The sequence below is a fragment of the Mycolicibacterium neoaurum ATCC 25795 genome (genome assembly GCF_000691525.1).
GTDB lineage: Bacteria > Actinomycetota > Actinomycetes > Mycobacteriales > Mycobacteriaceae > Mycobacterium > Mycobacterium neoaurum.
The window spans coordinates 237,785-258,652 of record NZ_JMDW01000012.1 but is presented as its reverse complement, the minus strand read 5'-3'; the positions used below and the strand labels follow the sequence as shown (position 1 = coordinate 258,652).

The 20,868-nt window shown below is 67.1% G+C and carries 19 protein-coding genes and 1 pseudogene; 15 read left to right on the top strand and 5 right to left on the bottom strand.

All coding sequences use genetic code 11. The annotated features are described in order from the left end of the window. Nucleotides 1-9 precede the first annotated feature (9 nt). Nucleotides 10-735, bottom strand: a complete 726-nt coding sequence (locus IC40_RS0118880) for a DUF72 domain-containing protein (protein ID WP_030136250.1) — start codon at nt 733-735, stop codon at nt 10-12. Next, nucleotides 735-1,384 (bottom strand): annotated as a pseudogene (locus tag IC40_RS26595) (UdgX family uracil-DNA binding protein). The gene IC40_RS0118880 and the pseudogene IC40_RS26595 overlap by 1 nt, the downstream one beginning before the upstream one ends. Before the next feature lie 69 nt (nt 1,385-1,453). Between IC40_RS26595 and IC40_RS0118870 the strand changes: the two are divergent. After that, a complete protein-coding gene (locus IC40_RS0118870) occupies nt 1,454-2,401 on the top strand; it encodes a DUF1214 domain-containing protein (protein ID WP_030136249.1) in 948 nt (315 codons plus the stop codon). On the opposite strand, the gene IC40_RS0118865 is transcribed toward IC40_RS0118870, so the two are convergent. Then, entirely contained in the window at nt 2,398-3,093 is a 696-nt protein-coding gene (locus IC40_RS0118865) for a hypothetical protein (RefSeq protein WP_036461813.1), read from the bottom strand. The genes IC40_RS0118870 and IC40_RS0118865 overlap by 4 nt on opposite strands. A gap of 26 nt (nt 3,094-3,119) precedes the next feature. Between IC40_RS0118865 and IC40_RS28055 the strand changes: the two genes are divergently transcribed. After that, nucleotides 3,120-3,278 carry a hypothetical protein gene (locus tag IC40_RS28055; RefSeq protein ID WP_110783429.1) on the top strand — a complete coding sequence of 53 codons (159 nt, stop codon included), beginning with the start codon at nt 3,120-3,122 and terminating at the stop codon, nt 3,276-3,278. Between the two features lie 19 nt (nt 3,279-3,297). Here the strand turns inward: IC40_RS28055 and IC40_RS0118855 are convergent, their stop codons facing one another. Both IC40_RS0118855 and IC40_RS0118850 read right to left on the bottom strand, forming a co-directional pair. Next, a complete protein-coding gene (locus IC40_RS0118855; RefSeq protein ID WP_030136247.1) occupies nt 3,298-6,192 on the bottom strand; it encodes an aminotransferase in 2,895 nt (964 codons plus the stop codon). A gap of 5 nt (nt 6,193-6,197) precedes the next feature. Further along, complete coding sequence (locus IC40_RS0118850) at nt 6,198-7,061, bottom strand: alpha/beta fold hydrolase (RefSeq protein ID WP_030136246.1); 864 nt, start codon at nt 7,059-7,061, stop codon at nt 6,198-6,200. 87 nt (nt 7,062-7,148) lie between these two features. On the opposite strand from IC40_RS0118850, the gene IC40_RS0118845 reads away from it, so the two are divergent. The 13 genes from IC40_RS0118845 (at nt 7,149) to IC40_RS0118785 (ending at nt 20,852) form a co-directional block, all read left to right on the top strand. Then, nucleotides 7,149-7,772, top strand: coding sequence for a TetR/AcrR family transcriptional regulator (locus tag IC40_RS0118845; RefSeq protein WP_030136245.1), 624 nt, complete (start codon nt 7,149-7,151; stop codon nt 7,770-7,772). 193 nt (nt 7,773-7,965) lie between these two features. Next, nucleotides 7,966-8,745, top strand: coding sequence for an MlaE family ABC transporter permease (locus tag IC40_RS0118840; RefSeq protein WP_023986154.1), 780 nt, complete (start codon nt 7,966-7,968; stop codon nt 8,743-8,745). Then, nucleotides 8,742-9,584 carry an MlaE family ABC transporter permease gene (locus IC40_RS0118835; RefSeq protein ID WP_042509885.1) on the top strand — a complete coding sequence of 281 codons (843 nt, stop codon included), beginning with the start codon at nt 8,742-8,744 and terminating at the stop codon, nt 9,582-9,584. The genes IC40_RS0118840 and IC40_RS0118835 overlap by 4 nt, the downstream gene beginning before the upstream one ends. 2 nt (nt 9,585-9,586) lie before the next feature. Further along, on the top strand, nt 9,587-11,059 hold the full coding sequence (locus IC40_RS0118830; RefSeq protein ID WP_030136243.1) for an MCE family protein: 1,473 nt from the start codon (nt 9,587-9,589) through the stop codon (nt 11,057-11,059). A gap of 34 nt (nt 11,060-11,093) precedes the next feature. After that, nucleotides 11,094-12,125 (top strand): MCE family protein, encoded by a 1,032-nt coding sequence (locus IC40_RS0118825; RefSeq protein WP_030136242.1) that lies wholly within the window; start codon nt 11,094-11,096, stop codon nt 12,123-12,125. Further along, nucleotides 12,122-13,486: an MCE family protein gene (locus IC40_RS0118820; RefSeq protein ID WP_030136241.1), complete on the top strand. Its 1,365-nt coding sequence runs from the start codon at nt 12,122-12,124 to the stop codon at nt 13,484-13,486. The genes IC40_RS0118825 and IC40_RS0118820 overlap by 4 nt, the downstream gene beginning before the upstream one ends. After that, nucleotides 13,483-14,829 (top strand): MCE family protein, encoded by a 1,347-nt coding sequence (locus IC40_RS0118815; RefSeq protein WP_042509887.1) that lies wholly within the window; start codon nt 13,483-13,485, stop codon nt 14,827-14,829. Before IC40_RS0118820 ends, IC40_RS0118815 begins: the two co-directional genes overlap by 4 nt. Continuing rightward, a complete protein-coding gene (locus tag IC40_RS0118810; protein ID WP_030136239.1) occupies nt 14,826-15,956 on the top strand; it encodes an MCE family protein in 1,131 nt (376 codons plus the stop codon). Before IC40_RS0118815 ends, IC40_RS0118810 begins: the two co-directional genes overlap by 4 nt. 1 nt (nt 15,957) lies before the next feature. Further along, entirely contained in the window at nt 15,958-17,424 is a 1,467-nt protein-coding gene (locus IC40_RS0118805; protein WP_030136238.1) for an MCE family protein, read from the top strand. After that, entirely contained in the window at nt 17,388-18,056 is a 669-nt protein-coding gene (locus IC40_RS0118800) for an Rv1363c family protein (protein WP_030136237.1), read from the top strand. Before IC40_RS0118805 ends, IC40_RS0118800 begins: the two co-directional genes overlap by 37 nt. After that, nucleotides 18,053-18,694: a hypothetical protein gene (locus IC40_RS0118795; protein WP_030136236.1), complete on the top strand. Its 642-nt coding sequence runs from the start codon at nt 18,053-18,055 to the stop codon at nt 18,692-18,694. Before IC40_RS0118800 ends, IC40_RS0118795 begins: the two co-directional genes overlap by 4 nt. A gap of 3 nt (nt 18,695-18,697) precedes the next feature. Beyond that, the gene (locus IC40_RS0118790) at nt 18,698-19,612 is read left to right on the top strand and encodes an alpha/beta fold hydrolase (protein ID WP_030136235.1); all 915 of its coding nucleotides are present in this window, start codon (nt 18,698-18,700) and stop codon (nt 19,610-19,612) included. Further along, the gene (locus IC40_RS0118785) at nt 19,599-20,852 is read left to right on the top strand and encodes a WS/DGAT domain-containing protein (RefSeq protein ID WP_030136234.1); all 1,254 of its coding nucleotides are present in this window, start codon (nt 19,599-19,601) and stop codon (nt 20,850-20,852) included. Before IC40_RS0118790 ends, IC40_RS0118785 begins: the two co-directional genes overlap by 14 nt. The last annotated feature ends 16 nt before the right edge of the window (nt 20,853-20,868 follow it).

Below are 20,868 nucleotides of genomic sequence, written 5' to 3'. Positions count from 1 at the left end.
GGCTCTCGGTCACACGAGCATGCTGCGCAACTCCTGCGCATTGCGTACCGCGTGGCCACCGAGATCATTGTTGAAGTACACCAGTACATCTCGCCCTTCGGCGTCCCAGGCGCGGATCTCACGGGCCCAGCGGCGCAACTCCTCGGTGTCATAGGACCCGCTGTACATGGCCTCCTCGCCGGGGCCGTGCAACCGGAGATAGGCCAGCCCGGCAGTCGCCGTCACGACGCACGGCAAGCCAGGACCACTCATGACGACGTAGGCCGCGCCGTGCCCGCGCAGCAGGTCGTACACCGCGGGGTCATCCCAGCTCGGGTGGCGAAGTTCCATCGCGACCGGGATCGAATCCGGGACGGCGGACAAGAAATGGTCCAGGCGTTCGTCGTCGCGCTGCTGGGCGGGATGCAACTGCACCAGCAGCGCCGCCCGCCGATTGCCCAGCGCGTCCCACCCGGCCGCGATGCGTTCGATCCATTGTTCCGGGGAACCCAACCTGCGGGCGTGGGTGAGTCCGCGGGGTGCCTTCACCGTCATGGTGAAGCCGTCGGGCAGTTGGTCGCGCCACTGGGTGAATCGCGCCGGCGTGGGCCACCGGTAGAAGCTGGCGTTGAGCTCGACGGTGTCGAACTCCTCGACGTAGACCGCCAGCCGGCGCGTGGCCGCCAGCTTGGGCGGATACAGCACCCCGGTCCAGTGATCGTAAGACCAGCCCGAGGTTCCGATCCGGACCACCATCAGCGCAGACCCTTCGACAACAAGCCGGCTGCGGTGCCCAGGTCGGCGACCAGATCGGCGAACGCGCTCTCACGCCGATCCGCCGGTCCGCGCAGCACCGAGGACGGATGTGGGGTGGCCACGACCTGGAAGCCCGCTTCGGGCGCGCGAAGCACCTCACCGCGATGTTCGGTGATGCGAAAATCGTTTCCCAGCAATGCCTTCGCGGCCGTCGCGCCGAGTAGCACCACCACCTCGGGCGCTACCGACTCCAGTTCGGCGAACAACCAGGGGCGGCACGCCACCACCTCGGTCCGACTGGGCGCCTTGTGGATACGGCGGGCGCTACCCCGCGGGTGAACTTGAAATGCTTCACCACATTGGTCAGGTAGACATGCTCGCGATCGATATCGGCTGCTGCCATGGCCTTGTCGAGAAGCCGGCCGGCCGGCCCCACGAAGGGTTGCCCGGCACGGTCCTCACGGTCGCCGGGTTGCTCACCCGCCAACAGCATCGGTGCCGCACGCGGTCCGGCCCCGAACACCGTCTGCTCGGCGTCCCGGTACAGCTCGCATCCTCGGCAGTTCCGGGCGGCCGCTGCCAAGGCAGCCAGATCACGGGATTCCGGCAGGAAGTCCTGAGCGGTGATGTGAGATGTGTGGGCCGACATCGGAATCGGTTACCCGCAATGTCGGCCGTCAAGCGCCGGGATGGGTGCGCATGGTGGACAATTCACGCCATGCCGATCCACGTCGATGCCGACAATTTCGTCCGGGCCGAAACCCACCGGATGTTCCGCGACAACCAGGACGTTGCGGGCGGTATCGGGCGGTTCCGGCACAACCGGACACCGGCGCGTATCGAGGAGCAGACCGTCATCCGGCTCAATCGCGACACGCTGTACAGCTTCGCGCTGCTCGACCTTGCCGAGGCCGTGCGGCTGACGCTGCCGGATGCCGGTGAGCGGTATCTGTCGGCGATGATCGTCAACGAGGACCACTACGTCAATCGCGTGCTGCACCGGCCCGGTGAGCATGTGCTGACCGCCCAAGAGTTCGGCTCCCGATACGCGTTCCTCGCGGTCCGGATCCTGGTCGATCCCACCAGCACCGAAGACGTCGCGGCCGTCGCGCGGCTGCAGGACGCGCTGCGGCTGGTCGGCGACGCACAGCAGCCGTTCGTCATGCCCGACTACGACACCGCCGCGTTGGACGCGACCCGTGACGCGCTGCTCGCGCTGGCCGCCGGTCTGCGGAACTTCGATCGGACCTTCGGCACCCGTGCCGAGGTGGACCCGGTGCGCCACCTGATCGGCTGCGCCGCCGGCTGGGGCGGTCTGCCGACGAGCGAGGCGGCCTATATCGGCGTCGACCCGAAACTGCCTGCGGGACAGTATCAACTCGTGTTCGCCGACGTCCCGGTCGACGCGTTCTGGTCGGTGTCGGTGTACAACGGCAAGGGCTTCTTCGAACCCAACGCCGCGGGCCTGTACTCGGTCAACAGCGTGACCGGTGTGCGTGGTGCGGACGGATCGGTGACGGTGCGGTTCGTGCCCTCGGCCGACGGCGAGCTGCCGCCGAACGCGATCATCGTCCCGGACGGCTGGAACTACCTGATCCGGTTGTACCGGCCGCGCCCCCAGATCATCGACGGGAGCTGGGCGGCACCGGAACTCACGGCGATCTAGTCGACCCGCACCGCAATTTCGTCACCGAGCGCGTAGCCCGGCGCCAGCCGCAGGGTGTCCCCGCTCCAGAACTTGCCGGGGTCGAAGTAGTTCTCCCGTTTCTCGGTGGTCAGCAGCCCCATCTCTTCATAGGTGATCGCCACTGTCTCCGCGCAGTAGGCCGTCTCCAGCCCGGCCGACCTGCGCTGCACCTTGTCGCGCTCGGCCGATTCGCGGACCTTGCGGTGGATGATCGGCAGACCGCGGGTGAAATCACTGACGATCGGCAGGCGGCCGCGCAGCCACCGTCCGGTCAGCCGTGCCGTCGAGGGAAAGGCGGTGCCGTTCATCCGGGCGATGACCTTGAGCATCCGGTCCTCCTGCGTCCGGTCGGCCGGCGGTGTCAGCTGCCGCAACCAGGCCTTCTGCCCGTACTCGTGGACCCAGCGTTCGACGACCTCGCGGGCGTCGTTGAGTTGCACGCCGCGGTGGTGGGTGCCGGTCCACAGGTCCAGCAGCTTCTGACCGAGTTCGGCGTGCCAGATCAGCGGCGGCAGATCATCGATGGCGACCGTCATCCCGACATGGTTGACCGGCGCGTTGGTCAACGCCTGGATGGCCCGGTCGGGCCCCGAACCACCCCGGAACAGCCAGATGTCCCCGGTGCGGGTCTCCTGCAGCGCGCGGGTCAGGTCCACCGTGTGTGCGTCCACCCGGGCAGCTTAGGCACAATCACAGGATGCGAAGCGTCTGGAAGTGGGTCGGGCTCGCCGGTGTCGCCGGTGTGGTGGCCGGCGGTGTGCTGGTCGCCAGGGATCAGCGGATCCGCCGGTCGTACACGCCCGAGGACATCCGGGCCCGCCTGCACCAGCGCCTCGAAGAGGCCGAGAAGGCCTGATCGCTGCGCTCGCCGGGATTCAGAAGAGCTCGGTGAGCGCGCGGTCGAGCATGTCGACGTAGAAGTCCGCGCCGGCGGTGTCGATGCACAGCGGCGGTTTGGTCTTCAGGATGTTCTGGTGGTCGCCGGTCGGCTGGATCACCACGCCGAGTTCGAGCATCCGTTCACAGATCGCCATCGTCTCCGCGGTGGCGGGTTCCAGCGTCACCGGGTCGCGGACCATCTCCACACCCAGGTACAGGCCCATCCCGTGCACGGTGCCGATGATCGGATGCTTGTCGGCCAACGCCTCCAGCCGCGACTTCAGGTACCCACCGGTGCGCAAGGCGTTCTCCTGCAACCCCTCATCGCGCAACGTGTCGAGCACCGCGAGTCCGATCGCACACGAGAGCGGGCTGCCTCCGGTGGAGGAGAAGAAGTAACCCTGAGAACGGAAACCCTCGGCGATGGCCCGGGTGGTGATGACCGCGCCCAGCGGGTAGCCGTTGCCGGTCGCCTTGGCCACCGACACGATATCGGGCACGACCTGTTGTTGCGGGAAGCCCCAGAACCACTGTCCGAGACGGCCGTAACCGACCTGGACCTCATCGGCGATGGCGACGCCGCCGGCCGCGCGCACCGCGCCGTACACCTGTTCGAGATAGCCGTCGGGAAGCGCCATCCCGCCGGCATTGCCGTACACCGGTTCGCAGATGAACCCCGCGGGCGGGCGCCCGGCGGCCGCCATCTGCTCGATCTGGGCCACGGCTTCCTCGGCGTACCGGTATGCCTGCGCGCCGCGGTACTTGCCGCGGAAGCTGTTCGGCGATTCCACGGTGTGCACCCAGTCCGGTCGGGTGGACAGCGCGTTCGGGTTGTCCGCGGTGGAGGTCGACACCGCGTCGGTGGCGTAGGTCCAACCGTGATAGGCCTCGCGGACGGCCACCACATCACGACGTCCGGTGACGGCCATTGCCAGCCGGATCGCGAGATCGCTTGCCTCCGAACCGGAATTGACCAGGAACACGGTGTCCAGCTGCTCGGGCAGGGTCGCGGCGATCCGCTCACTGAACTCGACGACGGCCTCGTAGTTGAACCGGGAGTTGGTGTTCAGTCTGCGTAGCTGTCGCGACGCGGCATCGGCGACGCGGGGGTGCGCGTGTCCGAGTACCGCGACGTTGTTGACCATGTCCAGGTAGATCCGGCCCGCGGTGGACATCAGGTAGTGCCGGTGGCCGCGTTCGATCCGCGGCGGGTTGCGATAGTAGCGCTCCTGGACCGAGGCGAAACTGTCGTCACGGCGGTCCAGTAGATCGCGCTCAGGTGCCTCATGCAGGAGATCGAGACCCAAAACGGTTCGGGGATCACAGGACAACGCCAACCAGCCCGCTGCGAGCTCGGCGGTGCTGAACACCGGCGCGACGGGCGCACCTGCCGGCCGGACAGCCAGCTGCGTCCAGCGGTCGGCCTCGAGCACCCCGAGGTGCTCACCGGCGCGTACCCGACCCGGTGCGGCACTCGAACCCACCCCGGTGAGGGTCAATTCGAAGTCCATACCGCGCAACGTGATCCGGTCGTCCGTCCGGTCGATCACCTCACCGTCCCACGGTGCCAACACCCGGGTGGTCGTGGCCGACCACAACGAGATACCGGTCTCGACCACCTGCGGGCTGTCGGCCGACAGCAGCGGGGCAAGACCCAGGCGGGGCTTGCCGAATCGGGTGAGCACCAACGTGCTGCCCGCCCTGACGGCCTCGGCGGCCAGTTCGTCGGCGTCGTCGAGGGTGTCCGACAGATCCAGCGTCACGACGGTATCCGGGTCCAGATCCGCGATCAGCCGGTTGTCGATCTCCGGTCGGGCCTGCGGCTCGGCCAATCCGAGCTCGCTGAGGATCAACGCCGTCATGACGTCGGCAGGCACCGATGTCGCGGTATCGAACATCCGCCATTCGTCATCGGACTGTTCGGTGAGGTAGCTGTTGTCGGGGTCCAGCACGCCCTGTTGGGCGCCGCTGACGATGAGCACGGCGGTGCGCAACACCAGCAGCGGCCACAGTGCGCGGGCCTCGGCCGGCTGCAGCGGCCGAATCGCGTGAAACGCCTTGACGCCGGGCATGATCGACGTGGCATCCGCCCCGGGATGGCCGAGCACAGAGGACAGCGTGATCGCGATCTCCGACACCGCCCAGGTGCGGGAGAGATCGCCGAAATCGATGACACCGTCGGGAATGCCCGAGGGGCCGACGATCACATTGGCGTCGGTGAGGTCCAGATGCACCGCCTGCTGCGGCAACTCGTCGGCGACGACCGCGATGCGTTCGACCGCCGTGCGCGCGGCCGCGGCGACCTCGTCGCGCCGATGGGTGACGTGGGTGATCAGCTCATCGACCACCCGGTTGCCGTACCGCAGATCCCATTGCACTATCCGGTCCAGCCCGGGGTGGCTGAAGTCGGCGAGCGCCACGCTGACGCGGCCGGCGATATCACCGAGTGCGGCCACCACCGCAGGCGACAGATAACCGCGGGCGTTGAGCGTCCCACCGGACAGGTAGGGCAGCAGCCGGATCTGACCGGCACCCGAACCGGGCGCGGCGACCGCGAACTTCTGCCCGTCGGCGGTGTCCAGGGGCACCGCGACCCGTAGGTCGGGCTCGGCGTGGGCGATCAGCGCGGCCGCGACGTCCTGGGCGACGAGCTCGGCTTCGGTGAAGGCCGGGTTGGCGACCTTGAGCACCGCCACCGGGACGTCTTCCTCCAGCACGGTGAAGTTGCAGTCCTGCTGGCTGCCCAACGATCGCACCGTCTTGCGCAGCGCGTAATGCGTTGCCAGCAGCTCGGTGGCCTGGTCCTCGGTGAGCCGGGGTGCGGGAAGTGCGGGCTGCTCCAGGAAATTGAACCCTGAGCAACCCGAGCGGCCCGCGCCGCCGGAGGCCATGGCGCTCACTTGTCGACGAAGGCGACGACGGCCTCGGTGAAGGCGTCGTTGTCATCCCCGGCAGCGGTGTGCCCGGCATCGGACAATTCGACGAACTCGGCGGCGGGCACCTGTTTCAGGAAGCTCTGCACGCCCTCGACGGACACCACATCGGACAACTTTCCCCGGATCAGCAGGATCGGCACACGCAGATTCTGGGCCGCTTGTTCCAGCATGTCCACCCGCGCGAACGGGTCGTCACCGGGTTTGGTGAGGAACGCCGGATCCCAGTGCCAGTACCAGCGGCCGTCGCGCAACCGCAGGTTCTTCTTCAATCCCTCGACGCTGCGTGGCCGCGGTCGGTGCGGAAGGTAGGCGGCCACCGCGTCCGCGGCCTGCTCCAGCGAATCGAACCCGTGCACGTGGTTGAACATGAAATCGCGGATGCGTGCGCTGCCGTCCTTCTCGAAGCGTGGCACCACGTCGACGAGCACGAGCTTGGTCACGACGTCGGGGCCCGCCTCGTGGGCGGCCAGGATGCCGGTCAGTCCGCCCATGCTGGCGCCGATCAGCACGACGGGCCTGCCGATCTGGAGGAGGACCTGCTGGACGTCGGCGCTCAGCGTCTCGACGGCGTAGTTGGCCGTGGGGGAGTAGTCGCTGTCGCCGTGGCCGCGGCTGTCCATCGCGATCACATGCTTGCCCCTGGAGGCCAGGATCTGCCCGGTGTTCTTCCACGAATGCCGGTTCTGCCCGCCGCCGTGCAGCAACAGGATGGTGGGGCCGTCCCGATCGGACACTTCGTCGCGGTTCCACTCGTCGGCGACCAGTGCCAGGCCGTCGACGCCGCGAAAGGTCACGGTGTGCGGTGTGCTGTCGACAGTGCTCACGTGGATCCTCTCGCCGTTCCGCGCATCTGTGAGCCACGTTACTGACCGGTGGGTTGACCGCGACGGCCGGTCTCTAGACTCCCCATCGTGCTGTCCAACGACCCCGCAGCGGATGAGCGCGGCAGCATTGTCGAGGCGACCTTCGCCTGCCTGGCAGAACCGCACGACGGTCCCATTTCGGTGGCGGCCATCCTGTCCCGGGCCGGGGTGTCCAGCCGCGCGTTCTATCGGCATTACCAGTCCAAGGACGAGCTGTTCCTGGCGATGCTCGACGATGTCACCCGGCGCCTGGCGGTCCGGCTCGACCAGATTGCCGCCGGAGTGGACGCCGCACCGTTGGACCGGCTGCGGGCCTGGCTCGACCAGATGTTCACCCTCGCGGTGGATACCGACCTGCATCGTTACCTCGCCGTGCTCGATTGCGACGAGATGCGCTCGGCGAAGGGGTACCGCGAGGCGCGCGAACTGTCCCGTTCGCGACGGGAATCGTCGCTGGTCGAGATCCTGGCCGCCGGACGGGCGGACGGATCGTTCCCGCTGGCCGAGCCGGACTCCGATGCCATCGCGATCGCCGCGCTGGTCAGCCGGGAGCTGACCTCGACCAGGATCTTCGATGCCGATCAGGTACCGGTAGCGCGGGCGCGCGTGGAGGGTTTCGCGCTGCGCGCGCTCGGTGTGTCGGGGCACGTTTCCGGTGGTGATGGGCCGTGACGGGGGTGCGGACCGGTGAGCACGCCAGTTGTGACTGTGAAAATCCTTATGTACGTTCTTCCGCATCCATAGCGACGCCTGTGGTCATATCGTGTTCGGACCGGCCGGGACATGCCGGCCCCGCGGACAGCGGGCATCGTCGAAGGGACTTCATGGCCATGCGGAGGTTGTGCGGCATGGGGGCAACCCGCTGATGGCTGCGCAGGACGCCATCCCGAACGTCGTGGCCAAACCCGTGCGTTCCTTCGGCGGATTCTTCTCGATGACGCTGGACGTCTTCACCCTGATGTTCCGTCCGCCGTTCGCCTGGCGCGAGTACATCCTCCAGTCCTGGTTCGTCGCACGGGTTTCGTTGCTGCCGACGTTGATGCTGACCGTCCCGTACACGGTGCTGCTCACCTTCACGTTCAACATCCTGCTGACCGAGTTCGGCGCCGCCGACTTCTCCGGAACCGGCGCGGCCCTCGGCACCGTCACCCAGATCGGGCCCATCGTCACCGTTTTGGTCATCGCCGGGGCCGGTGCCACCGCCATGTGCGCCGACCTCGGAGCGCGCACCATCCGCGAGGAACTCGACGCGCTTCGCGTCATGGGTGTGAATCCGATTCAGGCGTTGGTCATCCCACGGGTGCTGGCCGCCACGACGGTGTCGCTGGCGCTGTCGGCGACCGTGGTGCTGGTCGGCCTCACCGGGGCATATCTGTTCTGCGTGTACGTCCAGCACGTGTCGCCGGGTGCCTTCGTGGCGGGTCTGACCCTGATCACCGGTCCGTCGGACGTGTTGGTCGCGCTGGTCAAGGCCGCGCTGTTCGGACTCACGGCCGGTCTGATCGCCTGTTACAAGGGCATTTCGGTGGGCGGCGGTCCGGCGGGCGTCGGTAACGCGGTGAACGAGACGGTGGTGTTCACGTTCATGGCACTGTTCGCCATCAACGTGGTTGCGACCGCGGTCGGTGTGAAGGCGACGATGTGACGACCACAGTGGGCCTGCGGGTCAAACGAAGCGTCAACAGCGTCGTCGATTCCTGGAATCAGGTCGGTGAGCAAACCCAGTTCTTCGGTCGGACGCTGATCTCCATCGGCGACGTGTTCATCCGGTACCCGAAGGAACTCGTCCGCCTCATCGCGCAGATGGGCCTGGGGACCGGGGCTTTGGCCATCATCGGCGGCACCGTGGCGATCGTCGGCTTCCTGACCGTCAGTACCGGTGCGTTGGTCGCCGTCCAGGGCTACAACCAGTTCTCCGAGATCGGTGTCGAGGCGCTGACCGGGTTCGCCTCGGCCTTCTTCAACGTCCGCCTCATCGCGCCGGCCACCACGGCGATCGCGCTGTCGGCCACCATCGGTGCCGGTGCCACCGCCCAGCTGGGCGCCATGCGCATCAACGAAGAGATCGACGCGCTGGAGGTCATCGGCATCCGCAGCATCGCCTACCTGGCGTCCAGTCGCGTCATCGCCGGTGTGATCGTGGTGATTCCGCTGTACTGCGTCGGCGTGCTGATGTCTTTCTATGCGGCCAAGATCGGCACGACCGTGATCTACGGTCAGTCCAGCGGCGTCTACGACCACTACTTCGACACATTCCTCAACCCGATCGATCTCATCTGGTCCTTCGTCCAGTCGATCGCCATGGCCATCGTGATCATGCTGGTGCACACCTACTACGGCTTCACCGCCAGCGGCGGCCCGGCCGGTGTGGGTGAGGCGGTCGGTCGAGCGGTGCGTACCTCGCTGGTGATCTCCGCGTTCGTCGTCGTGATGATTTCCCTTGCGGTGTACGGGCAATCCGGCAACTTCAATCTGGCGGGTTAGCCGTGGCAGCGACGAAACGTAACTCAGGGATCGCACCGGGCTGGTGGACGCTGCTGCTGGTGGTGTTCGTCATCGCCGCCATCTGGTTGTCCTTCTCCCTGTTCACCGGAAGCCTGCGCAGCACCGTTCCGGTGACCCTGACCTCGGATCGCTCGGGTCTGGTCATGGAAACCAACGCCAAGGTCAAGTTGCGCGGCGTCCAGGTCGGCAAGGTCGCCGCCATCAGCGGCGGTGACACCGAGAGCGCGTCGCCGGTGAAGCTGCGCCTGGATATCGATCCCGACCAGATCCGTTTCATCCCGTCGAATGTCGAGGCCAGGATCCGGTCCACCACGATCTTCGGCGCCAAGTTCGTCGACCTGGTGTACCCGGCCGATCCGAAATCCGAACGGTTGAGCGCCGGCCAGGTACTGGTGTCGCAGAACGTCACCACCGAGGTCAACACCGTCTTCGAGAACCTCGTCGGCGTGCTCGACCAGGTGGACACCGCCAAACTGAACAGTGCGCTGGCGGCGCTGGCCGAGGGTGTGCGTGGCCGCGGTGAGGTGATCGGCCGCGCCACCACCGATGCGAACCAGGTGCTGATCGCGCTCAACGACCGCAGTGACACCATCCGGGCCGACTGGCAGGCGTTGCAGGGTTTCAGCGCCGCCTACGGTGATGCCGCGCAAGGCATTTTGGCGACCCTGGACGCCGCGAGCACCACGGCGGTCACCATCAGCGAGAACTCCCGGCAGCTCGACGCCCTGCTGTTGGCCACCACCGGGTTGTCCAACACCGGAATCGAACTGCTGGCCCCGAATCAGCAGAACCTGATCAAGGCCGTCAACACCCTGCAGCCGACCACCGACCTGCTGTTCAAGTACAGCCCGTCCTACACCTGTCTGCTGACCGGGGCGAAGTACCTGCTCGACCACGGTGGCTACGACGCCACCGGCGGTAACGGCAAGTCGTTCATCCTGGACACCGCGCTGATGCTCGGCGATGATCCCTACGCCTACCCGCGCCATCTGCCGATCGTCGGTGCCAAGGGCGGACCCGGCGGGAAGCCGGGGTGTGGCTCGCTGCCCAACGTCGACCAGAACTGGCCGGTGCGCCAGCTGGTCACCAATACCGGCTTCGGCAGCGGTCTGGACTGGCGGCCCAACCCGGGTATCTCCTTCCCGTTCTACGGAAACTGGTTGCCCGTCACCCGTGCGGTTCCCGAACCGCCCAGCATCCGGAACACCTTCGGCGGCCCGGCAATCGGACCGATCCCGTACCCGGGTGCTCCCGCCTACGGCGCCCAGCTCTACGCCCCCGACGGCACGCCGTTGTGGCCGGGGCTGCCGCCGGCACCGCCGCCAGGCGCTCCGCGTGACCCCGGCCCGCGGCCGGGTTCGGAGCCGTTCATCGTGACCAATCCCGGTGTTCAGCCGACGCCGTTGCCCCCGCAGCCGCTACCGGTACCGGCCGCGCCCGGCCCGCCGTCCTGAAACCCGACCCGCATCAGAGGAGACGTAGTCAGTCATGAAAGACAACTTGGGAGGCGCCATCTGGCGGCTCACCATCTTCCTGGCAGTGTGTCTGCTGGGTGTCTTCGGGCTGTTCGCGATCTTCTCGCAGCTGCGATTCGGGGAGACCGAGCAGGGTTACAAGGCCGAGTTCACCAATGTCAGCGGCATGGAGCCCGGTGACTTCGTCCGTATCGCCGGCGTGGAGGTCGGCAAGGTCGGCGATATGCAGATCCGCGATGACGGCACCGTGCTGGTCAACTTCAGCGCCGACTCGTCGGTGGTGTTGACCAAGGGCACCCGCGCCGTCATCCGCTACGACGACCTGATCGGCGGGCGCTATCTCGGCCTGCAGGAGGGTGCCGGCGACACCGAGCGTCAGCAACCCGGTTCGACGATCCCGCTGGCCCGCACCGCGCCGGCGCTGGATCTCGACGCGCTCATCGGCGGCTTCCGGCCGTTGTTCAAAGCCCTTCAGCCCGACCAGATCAACGCGTTGTCGGGCACCTTGATCAGCGCTCTGCAGGGGCAGGGCGCCACCATCGGATCGTTCCTCAATCAGACCGCCGCGTTGACCAACACGCTGGCCGACCGCGATCAACTGATCGGAGAGGTCATCGTCAACCTCAACACCGTGATGGGCTCGCTGGGCGACCAGAACGAGCAGTTCGCCAAGGGCGTCGACGGATTGAGCCAGCTGGTCGACGGGCTCGCGCAGCGCCGCACCGATATCGCCAACGGTGTCGCCTACGTCAGCGCCGCGGCAGGCAGCATCGCCGAGCTGCTCGATCAGGCCCGCCCACCGCTGGCCAAGACCATCACCGAAACCGACCGGGCGGCAGGAATCGTCGTCGCCGACGCGGACTATTTCGACAACCTGATCAACACCCTGCCCGACGCCTACCAGGCGCTGGCACGGCAAGGCATCTACGGTGACTTCTTCAGCTTCTACCTGTGCGATATCGTGCTCAAGCTCAACGGTAAGGGTGGTCAGCCGGTCTATGTGAAGGCCGCTGGGCAGAGCACCGGGAGGTGCACCCCGCGATGAAATCCTTCGCAGAGCGCAACCAATTGGTCGTCGGCGCAATCGGTTTGGCGCTGTTGGCGGCCATCATTCTCGGTGCCCTGAACTACGACAAGCTGCCCTTCCTCAATGGTGGCCGCGATTATTCGGCGTATTTCGCCGAGGCCGGTGGGATCCGCGAGGGTGCCACCGTGCAGGTTTCCGGCATGCGGGTGGGGCAGGTCTCCGGTGTCGAACTGGAGGGCCAGCAGGTGCTGGTCACGTTCAAGATCGACAACGGCGTGCGCATCGGTGATCGCAGCGAGGCAGCCGTCAAGACCAAGAGCCTGCTCGGCACGAAATATCTTGAGGTCACACCGCGCGGCGACGGCTGGCAGGACGGCACCATCCCGATGGACCGCACCACCCCTGCCTACCAACTGCCCGATGCACTCGGCGATCTGGCCTCGACCATCAGCGGTCTGAACACCGATCAGCTCTCCGACTCGCTGCGCGTGCTCTCGGAGACCTTCGCCGACACCCCGCCGGAACTTCGCGTGGCCATCGCCGGTGTGTCCCGGTTCTCCGAGACGCTCAACGAGCGAGATGCCGAACTGCGCAGCCTGCTGGGCAATGCGAACAAGGCCACCACCGTGCTCGCCGAGCGCAGTGAGCAGATCGTCACGTTGGTTCGCAGCAGCAACGCGTTGCTTGCCGAACTGCGCACCCAAACGGCCGCACTGGATGCCATTTCGGGCAACATCTCGGCACTGAGCCGCCAGCTGCAGGGCTTCATCGCCGAGAACGACGAAACCATGAAGCCGGCGCTGGAAAAGCTCAACGGGGTGCTGACCATCCTGGACAACCGCAAGCAACGGCTGCAGCGCTCGCTGAAGCTGATCGGGGACTACGCGATGTCCCTCGGCGAATCCGTCTCTGGCGGACCGTTCTTCAAGTCCTATGTGGCCAATCTGCTGCCGGGCCAGTTCGTGCAGCCGTTCATCGACGCCGCGTTCTCCGACCTCGGCTTGGATCCCAATGTCCTGCTGCCGTCGGAGCGCACCGACCCGCAGGTAGGCCAGCCGGGCACGCCGGCCATGCCGAACCCCTACCCGCGCACCGGTCAGGGCGGTGACCCGCGCCTGACCCTGCCCGACGCCATCACCGGCAACCCGGGCGATCAGGGTTGTGGCCCACCGGGAATTCCGCTGCCCGGACCGACCGGTTGCTACCCGTACCGCGAACCGCTGCCCGCGCCGCCGCCCGGCGGGCCGCCTCCGGGTCCGCCGGCGATCGCCCCGCCGGGTATCGCCTCCACCCCGACCCCGCCGGGGCCGGTCCTCGTACCCGCACCCGGCGAGCCCGTCGCGCACGGGTCCGGCGCACAACCGGGAGCAGGCCAGTGACGTCATCTTCGGCTCCGTCCCGACACAACGCCGTCCGCAACACGCTGGCCCTCGCGCTCGTCGCGATCCTCGGGGCCGGTGTCTACCTCGTGGTGCGTACCGCCGAGACGCTCAACCGCGTCAACGTGGTGGCGTACTTCGACAGCAGCAACGGCATCTTCGTCGGCGACGATGTGGTCATCCTCGGTGTCCCGGTCGGCCGGATCGAGAAGATCGAGCCGGAACCCGAGCGGGTCAAGATCTCGTTCTGGTACGACGGCAGCCACAAGGTGCCCGAGAACGTCAACGCGGCCATCCTGTCGCCGATGCTGGTCACCTCACGGGCAATTCAGCTGACCCCGACCTACTCCGAGGGACCGGTCCTGCAGGACAACGCCGTCATCGGCCAGGACCGCACCGTGGTCCCCGTCGAATACGACGATGTCCGTGAGCAGCTGCATCGCATCACCGAGACGCTGCAGCCCACCGAACCCGGCGGCGTCAGCGAGCTGGGGGCGTTCATCAACACCGCGGCGGACAACCTGCGCGGTCAAGGCGCCGATATCCGCGCCACCCTGGTCAAGCTGTCCCAGGCGATCTCGGCGGTCGGCGATCACAGCACCGATGTCTTCGCCACCGTGAAGAATTTGTCGATCCTGGTCTCGGCGCTGCAGGACAGCACCGATGTGATGCGCGCGCTCAACCAGAATCTGGCCTCGGTGACCGGCACGCTGGCCGATAATCCCACCGAGGTGGGCAATGCGGTCCAGGACCTGTCCGAGACCGTCGGGCTGGTGCAGAATTTCGTGGCCGACAACCGTGAAACCCTTGGCACCACATCGGACAAGCTCGCCGGGGTGACCACGGCGCTGAACGAGAGCCTCGCCGACCTGAAACAGTTCCTGCACGTCGCGCCGACCAGCTTCCAGAACTACATCAACATCTACCAACCTGCTCAGGGTGCGGTGTCCAGCGTCCCGGTGATCAACAACTTCGCCAACCCGATCAGCTTCCTCTGTGGCGCGGTACAGGCCGCCTCGAGACTCAACGCCGAGCAATCCTCCAAGCTCTGCGTGCAGTACCTGGCTCCGATCGTCAAGAACCGGCAGTACAACTTCCTGCCGATCGGCCAGAACCTCGGTGTCACCGCCTCGGCACGACCCAATGAGCTGACCTGGAGCGAGGATTGGCTGCGTCCGGATTACATCCCGCCCGCCGGTCCGCCGCCACCGCCCGCGCCGCCGGATCCCAACAGTCCGGCGGCGCCGGTGCCCGGCCCGCCATTGGCCGCCGAGCTTGCGCAGCCGACCAACCCGGCCGCCGGGCTGCCCGGGCTCATGGTGCCGACAGGACCGGGCTCATGAGGACCCGGCTTGTGAAGACCCAGATACTCGGCTCGTTGCTGATCGTCGCCGCGGCCGCCACCGGATGCCAGTGGAAGGGCCTGAATTCGGTGGCCCTGCCCGGTGTCGAGGGACGCGGGCCCGGCTCGTACACAATCCAGGCCCAGATGCCCGATATCGATCACCTCTCCCCGAACTCGCGGGTGCGGGTCGGTGATGTGACCGTCGGCAACGTCACCGATATCGAACGCCAGGGTTGGCATGCGCTGGTCACCATGAGCCTCAACGGTGACGTGGTGCTGCCCGCCAACGCGACCGCCACGCTCGGCCAGACCAGCCTGCTCGGATCGCAGCACATCGAACTCGCGGCGCCCCCGGATCCGCAGGGCCGGTTGCAGGCCGGCGCGGTGATACCGCTGGAATCCAGCGGCGCCTACCCGACCACCGAGCAGACGTTGGCCGCAATTTCATTGCTGCTCAACGGTGGTGGGCTGGGCAATGTCCAGGACATCACCGCAGCCTTCAGTCAGGCATTCACCGGTCGCGAGGCCGACCTGCGCAGCCTGATCGAGCAACTGGACCGGTTCATCGCCTACAACAACGACCAGAAGGGCGATATCATCGCCGCCGCCGAGAGCTTGAACTCGCTGGTCGGTCAGGTCGCCGAGCAGAAGCCGGTGGTGGACAGGGCATTGCAGACCCTGCCCGAGGCCGTCGAGGTGCTCAAGGATCAACGTGACACCCTCGCCGAGGCGCTGGTGCAGCTCGGCCGGTTCAGTGCGCTGGCCGCCGACTCGACCAACCAGACCCGAGAGGCGCTCGTCGCCGAGCTGAAAGCCCTTGGGCCCACGCTGGAATCGCTGGCCAACGCCGGTCCCGCGCTGACCAGGGGACTGAGCTTCCTCACCACCTACCCGTTCCCCAAGGAAACGATCACCAACTGGATGCGCGGTGACTATGCCAACCTCACCCTGGTGGTCGACCTGACCCTGAGCCGGATGGACCAGGGCCTGTTCACCGGGACCCGGTGGGAGGGTGACCTCACCGAGCTGGAGATGCAGTGGGGTCGCACGATCGGGCAGCTGCCCAGCCCGTATACCGCGGTGAATCCCCTTGTGGCGCCGTACCGCTGGGATCAGGGGCGATGACATGGTGCTGACCAGGAAGATCCTGATACAGGTGGCGGTCTTCATCGCCATCTCCATCGTCGCCATCGGCGTCATGGCGTTCAGCTATATGCGGCTGCCTAACCTGCTGTTCGGTGCCGGGCACTACCGCGTCACCCTGGAGCTGCCCGAGACCGGCGGCCTCTACGAGCGCAGCAATGTCACCTACCGCGGCTCACAGGTGGGCCGGGTCGAGAAGGTCGGCCTGACCGAACGCGGCACGGTCGAGGCAGTGTTGTCCCTGGAGTCCGGTGTGGCCATCCCGGCGGACCTGGACGCGGCCGTACACAGTCAGACCGCCGTCGGCGAACTGTTCGTCGAACTGCTGCCGCGCACCTCCGATGGACCGGATCTGCGTGACGGGGATGTCATCCCGTTGGACCGCACGACGGTGCCGATGGACGTCAACACCCTGCTCGATGCCACCAACCGTGGGCTGCAGGCGATCCCCGGCGACAACCTGCGTACCGCCGTCGACGAGGCGTACCTCGCCGTCGGCGGGCTGGGACCCGATCTCAACCGCCTGGTCAAGGGTTCCACCGCACTGGCCATCGACGCGCGCGCCAACCTGGACCCGCTGACCGCGCTGATCGATCAGTCCAAGCCCGTACTGGACAGCCAAACCGATACCGCGGGCTCGATCAGGGCGTGGGCATCCAATTTGGCCACCGTCACCGCCGAGCTGCGCGATCACGACGGGGCGGTGCGGTCGATCCTGCAGCAAGGGCCCGGCGCGGCCGAGGAGGTGCGCGCGCTTCTGGACCGGTTGCAGCCGACGCTGCCGATCGTGCTGGCCAACCTGGTGAACATCAACGAGGTGGCCATCGCCTACCAGCCCGCGCTGGAGCAGCTGCTGGTGCTGCTGCCGCAGGGCACCGCGACCACCCAGGCCACCGGTACCGCCAACCGCAACACCAAGCAGGACTACAAGGGCGCGTACCTGAACTTCAACCTGAACCTGAACCTGCCACCGGCGTGTACCACCGGCTTCCTGCCTGCTCAGCAGCAGCGGGTCGCGGCGCTGGAGGATTATCCAGACCGACCGGCCGGCGATCTGTACTGCCGCATCCCCCAGGATTCGCCCAACAACGTCCGTGGTGCCCGCAACCTGCCCTGCATCACCGTCCCGGGCAAGCGGGCACCCACCGTGGCGATGTGCGAGAGTGACGAGACCTACGTCCCGCTCAATGACGGCAACAACTGGAAGGGCGACCCGAACGCCACCCTGTCGGGTCAGGCCGTTCCCCAACTGCGTCCGGGCCAGCAACCGGCGGAAACGGTGCCGGCGCCGGCACCGGAACCGCCTGCCGTCGCGGCCGCCGAATATGATCCGGCAAGCGGCACGTACGTTGGACCGGACGGCAAGGTGTACACCCAGTCCAATCTGGGCCGCACCGCGAACGAGGAGCAAACATGGCAGACGATGCTGCTACCCCCACCGGGGAAGTGAGCGAGTCCGCAGCAGAGACCGCAGCGAAATCCGAGGACACCGAGTCTGCAGCGGGTGTCGACGAGGGTACGGCTTCGGAGGTCTCCGAAGAATCCGAGAGTGCTGAAGACTTCGACGCGGCCGAGAAGGCCGCGACGGCCGACACCGGATCGCATCTGCGGTTGGCCACCGTCGTCGGACTCGTCGTGGTGCTCGCCCTCGCCGGCCTGGTCGGCTGGCTGGGGTTCCGGACCTACGAGTCGCAGAAGCTCGAGGCCAAGCGTGAGCTGTTCCTCCAAGTCGGCAGGCAGGGTGCGATCAACCTGACCACCATCGACTGGGAGCATGCCGAGGGCGATGTCCAGCGCATCCTCGACTCGGCGACCGGATCTTTCTACGATGATTTCGAACAGCGTGCCGCGCCGTTCGTCGACGTCGTCAAGCAGGCACAGTCGAAGTCGGTGGGTTCGGTCACCGAGGCCGGGCTGGAGTCCGACACCGATACCGAGGCGCGCGTGCTGGTCGCGGTGACCGTGCAGACCTCCAATGCCGGTGCCGCCGAACAACAACCCCGACTGTGGCGGATGCGCGTGACAGTGCAGGACGTCGGCGATGACCAGGTGAAGGTGTCCAACGTGGAGTTCGTGCCGTGACCGAGAACAAAGCCGAATCCGACACCCCGGACGTGGAGTCCACGGCCGTCGAACTCGACGAGACCGTGGAGTCGCCCGAGAGCACCGAGAGCACGGAAAGCGCCGAGAGCGCCGAAGCCGCGGCCGAATCCACCGGCACCTCCGCCGCGCAGGGAACCCGGTGGGGACGCGTGCTCGCCTACGGCATCCTGCCGGGCCTGGCGCTGATCCTCGGCCTTGTCGCGGGATTCCTGAAGTGGCAGGACAACTCGGTGCGAGATGGTGACCTCGCCCGGATCGAATCCGTTCAGGTGGCCAAGGACAGCACCGTGGCGTTGCTGTCGTATCAGCCCGACACCGTCGAGCAGCAACTGACCGATGCCCGATCCCTGCTGACCGGCGATTTCGCCCAGGCCTATACCGATCTGACGACCGACGTGGTCATTCCCGGTGCCAAGGAGAAGCAGATCTCGGCGGTGGCGACGGTGCCCGCGGCGGCCTCGGTGTCGGCGGATCCGAACAAGGCCGTGGTGATCGTCTTCGTCAACCAGACCGTCGTCGTCGGCGGTGACGCCCCGACCGATACCGCCTCCAGCGTGCGGGTGACCATGGAGAAGCACGGCGACCGCTGGCTCATCTCCGGTTTCGATCCGGTCTAGCACGTGGCGGCGGGGCCCCTGGAGATCGTCACCGACGATGTCACGCTGCGCGCGCTGACCTGGGGCGACTGGACCGACCCGACGGCGCCGGTGGCGGTCTGCCTGCACGGCTTCCCGGACACCGCACACGGCTGGCGCGAGGTGGCGCCGCGGTTGGCCGACGCGGGTTGGCGGGTGGTGGCCCCGTTCATGCGGGGATACGCACCGTCGTCACTGTCGGCACTGGACAGTTATCACGTCGGCGCGTTGATGGATGACGCGCTGCGGGTACTCGCCGCCGCCGGACCGACCGGTCGCGATGTCATCATCGGGCATGACTGGGGTGCGATGGCGGCCACCGGGTTGGCAGCCATGCCGGACAGTCCGTTCGTCAAGGCCACCATCATGTCGGTACCGCCGTCGGCGGCATTCCGGTCGCGTACCGGTCTGGCCGATGCCCTCCGGCTGATGGCGCGCCTGCCCCGGCAGTTGCGCCGCAGCTGGTACATCCTGTTCTTCCAATTGCCTTGGCTGCCCGAGCGGGTCGCCGAGCGGGTGGTCCCGCGACTGTGGCGCGACTGGTCTCCAGGATATGACGGCGCCGAGGATGTCGGCCAGGTCCTGCATGCCATCGGTGCGCCGGCCAACTGGCGGGCGGCGCTGGGCTACTACCGGGCGATGGTGCGCAACTCGCGGCCGCCCGCCCGCTACGCCGAATTGCAGCGGCACTGGTTGCAGGCACCGGTGCTGCCGACGTTGTATCTGCACGGCAGCGATGATGGTTGTGCCTCAGCCGATTACACCGCATGGGTGCGTCGGGTGTTGCCGACCGGCAGCTCCGCGCAGGTGGTCGACGGCGGAGGGCATTTCCTGCAGCTGGACCAGTCCGACGCCACCGCGCACCACATCCTGGAGTTCATCGGAAGTGGCCACCGATAGGTTGACCGCGGTCGACGCCCAGATGTTCTGGATGTCGGCCAAGATCCCCAACGACACCTTCCTGCTCTACGCCTTCGACGGTGTGCCCGCCGACCTCGACGTGGCCATCGATGAGCTGATCGCCCAGGCGCGCAACTCCGTCGATCTGTCGCGCCGTGTGCACGATGAATCTCGGCTGCTTTACCCGGAGTGGGTGCCTGCCGAGGTGGATCGGGATCGGTTCACCATTTATCCATCCGGCGGCTGGTCCGACTGCCTGTCGGCCGTCGTGGCTCTGGTCGACCATCAGCTCGATGCGCGGGTGATGCCCTGGCGCATCCATCTTTTCGTCGGTGTCACCGATGTTCCCGGTATCGCCGGACCGGCAACCGTTGCGGTACTGCAGATCACTCATGCTCTCGGCGGTGGCGGGCGGACCTGTGTACCGGCCGCGGTGATGTTCGGCAGGCGGGCTGTCGTGGAACCGATCCGGCCCAGGTATGGTCACCCGGCGCTGCTCATCAGACGCAGTATCGAGGCGGCCAAGGCGCACCGAGAGTTGTTGCGCGACACCGAGGCTGGGCGCGTACCGGCCCCGGCCGCGCCGAGGCCGCCGCGGCGCACCAACGCCAGTCCGGCCGGCCTGCGCAGCATGCGCACGCTGGTGTTCGACCGCGCCGAGCTGGCGGGGGCGACGGTGACGGTCGCCGCGCTGTCGGCCATCTCGGCGGCACTGGCCGGTCAGTTGTCCGCCCTGGGTGAGGACACGTCCACGCTGGGTGCCGAGGTCACGATGACCAAACCGGGTCACCGCCGCGCGTACAACCATTTCGGCACCGTCGGGATCGGCCTGCATCCCAATCTGGCGTTGCCGCAACGTCGTACAACCATTGCAGCCGAGCTTGCCGACCGCCGCGCCCGCGCTGCGCACCCGGCGATGCGAGCCTCCGATCGCGCCTTCGCGGCCACCCCGGCGCCGCTGCTGCGGTGGGGGGTGAGCCAGTTCGATCCGTCGGTGCGCCCAGCGGCGGTGACCGGCAACACCGTGGTCTCCAGTGTCAACTGTGGCCCGGCGGATTTCGCCTTCGGTGGGAGGCCGGTGCGGATGGCGGCGGCGTTCCCCGGTTTGTCGCCGATGGTCGGTTTGACCCACTGTGTGACCGGCGTCGGCGACACCATCGCGATCAGCGTGTTCGCCGCCGAGTCGGCCGTCGGTGACGTCGACGAGTATCTGGAACGGCTGGGCTTCGCTTTCCCGTAGATTTGTGGAGCCGCAC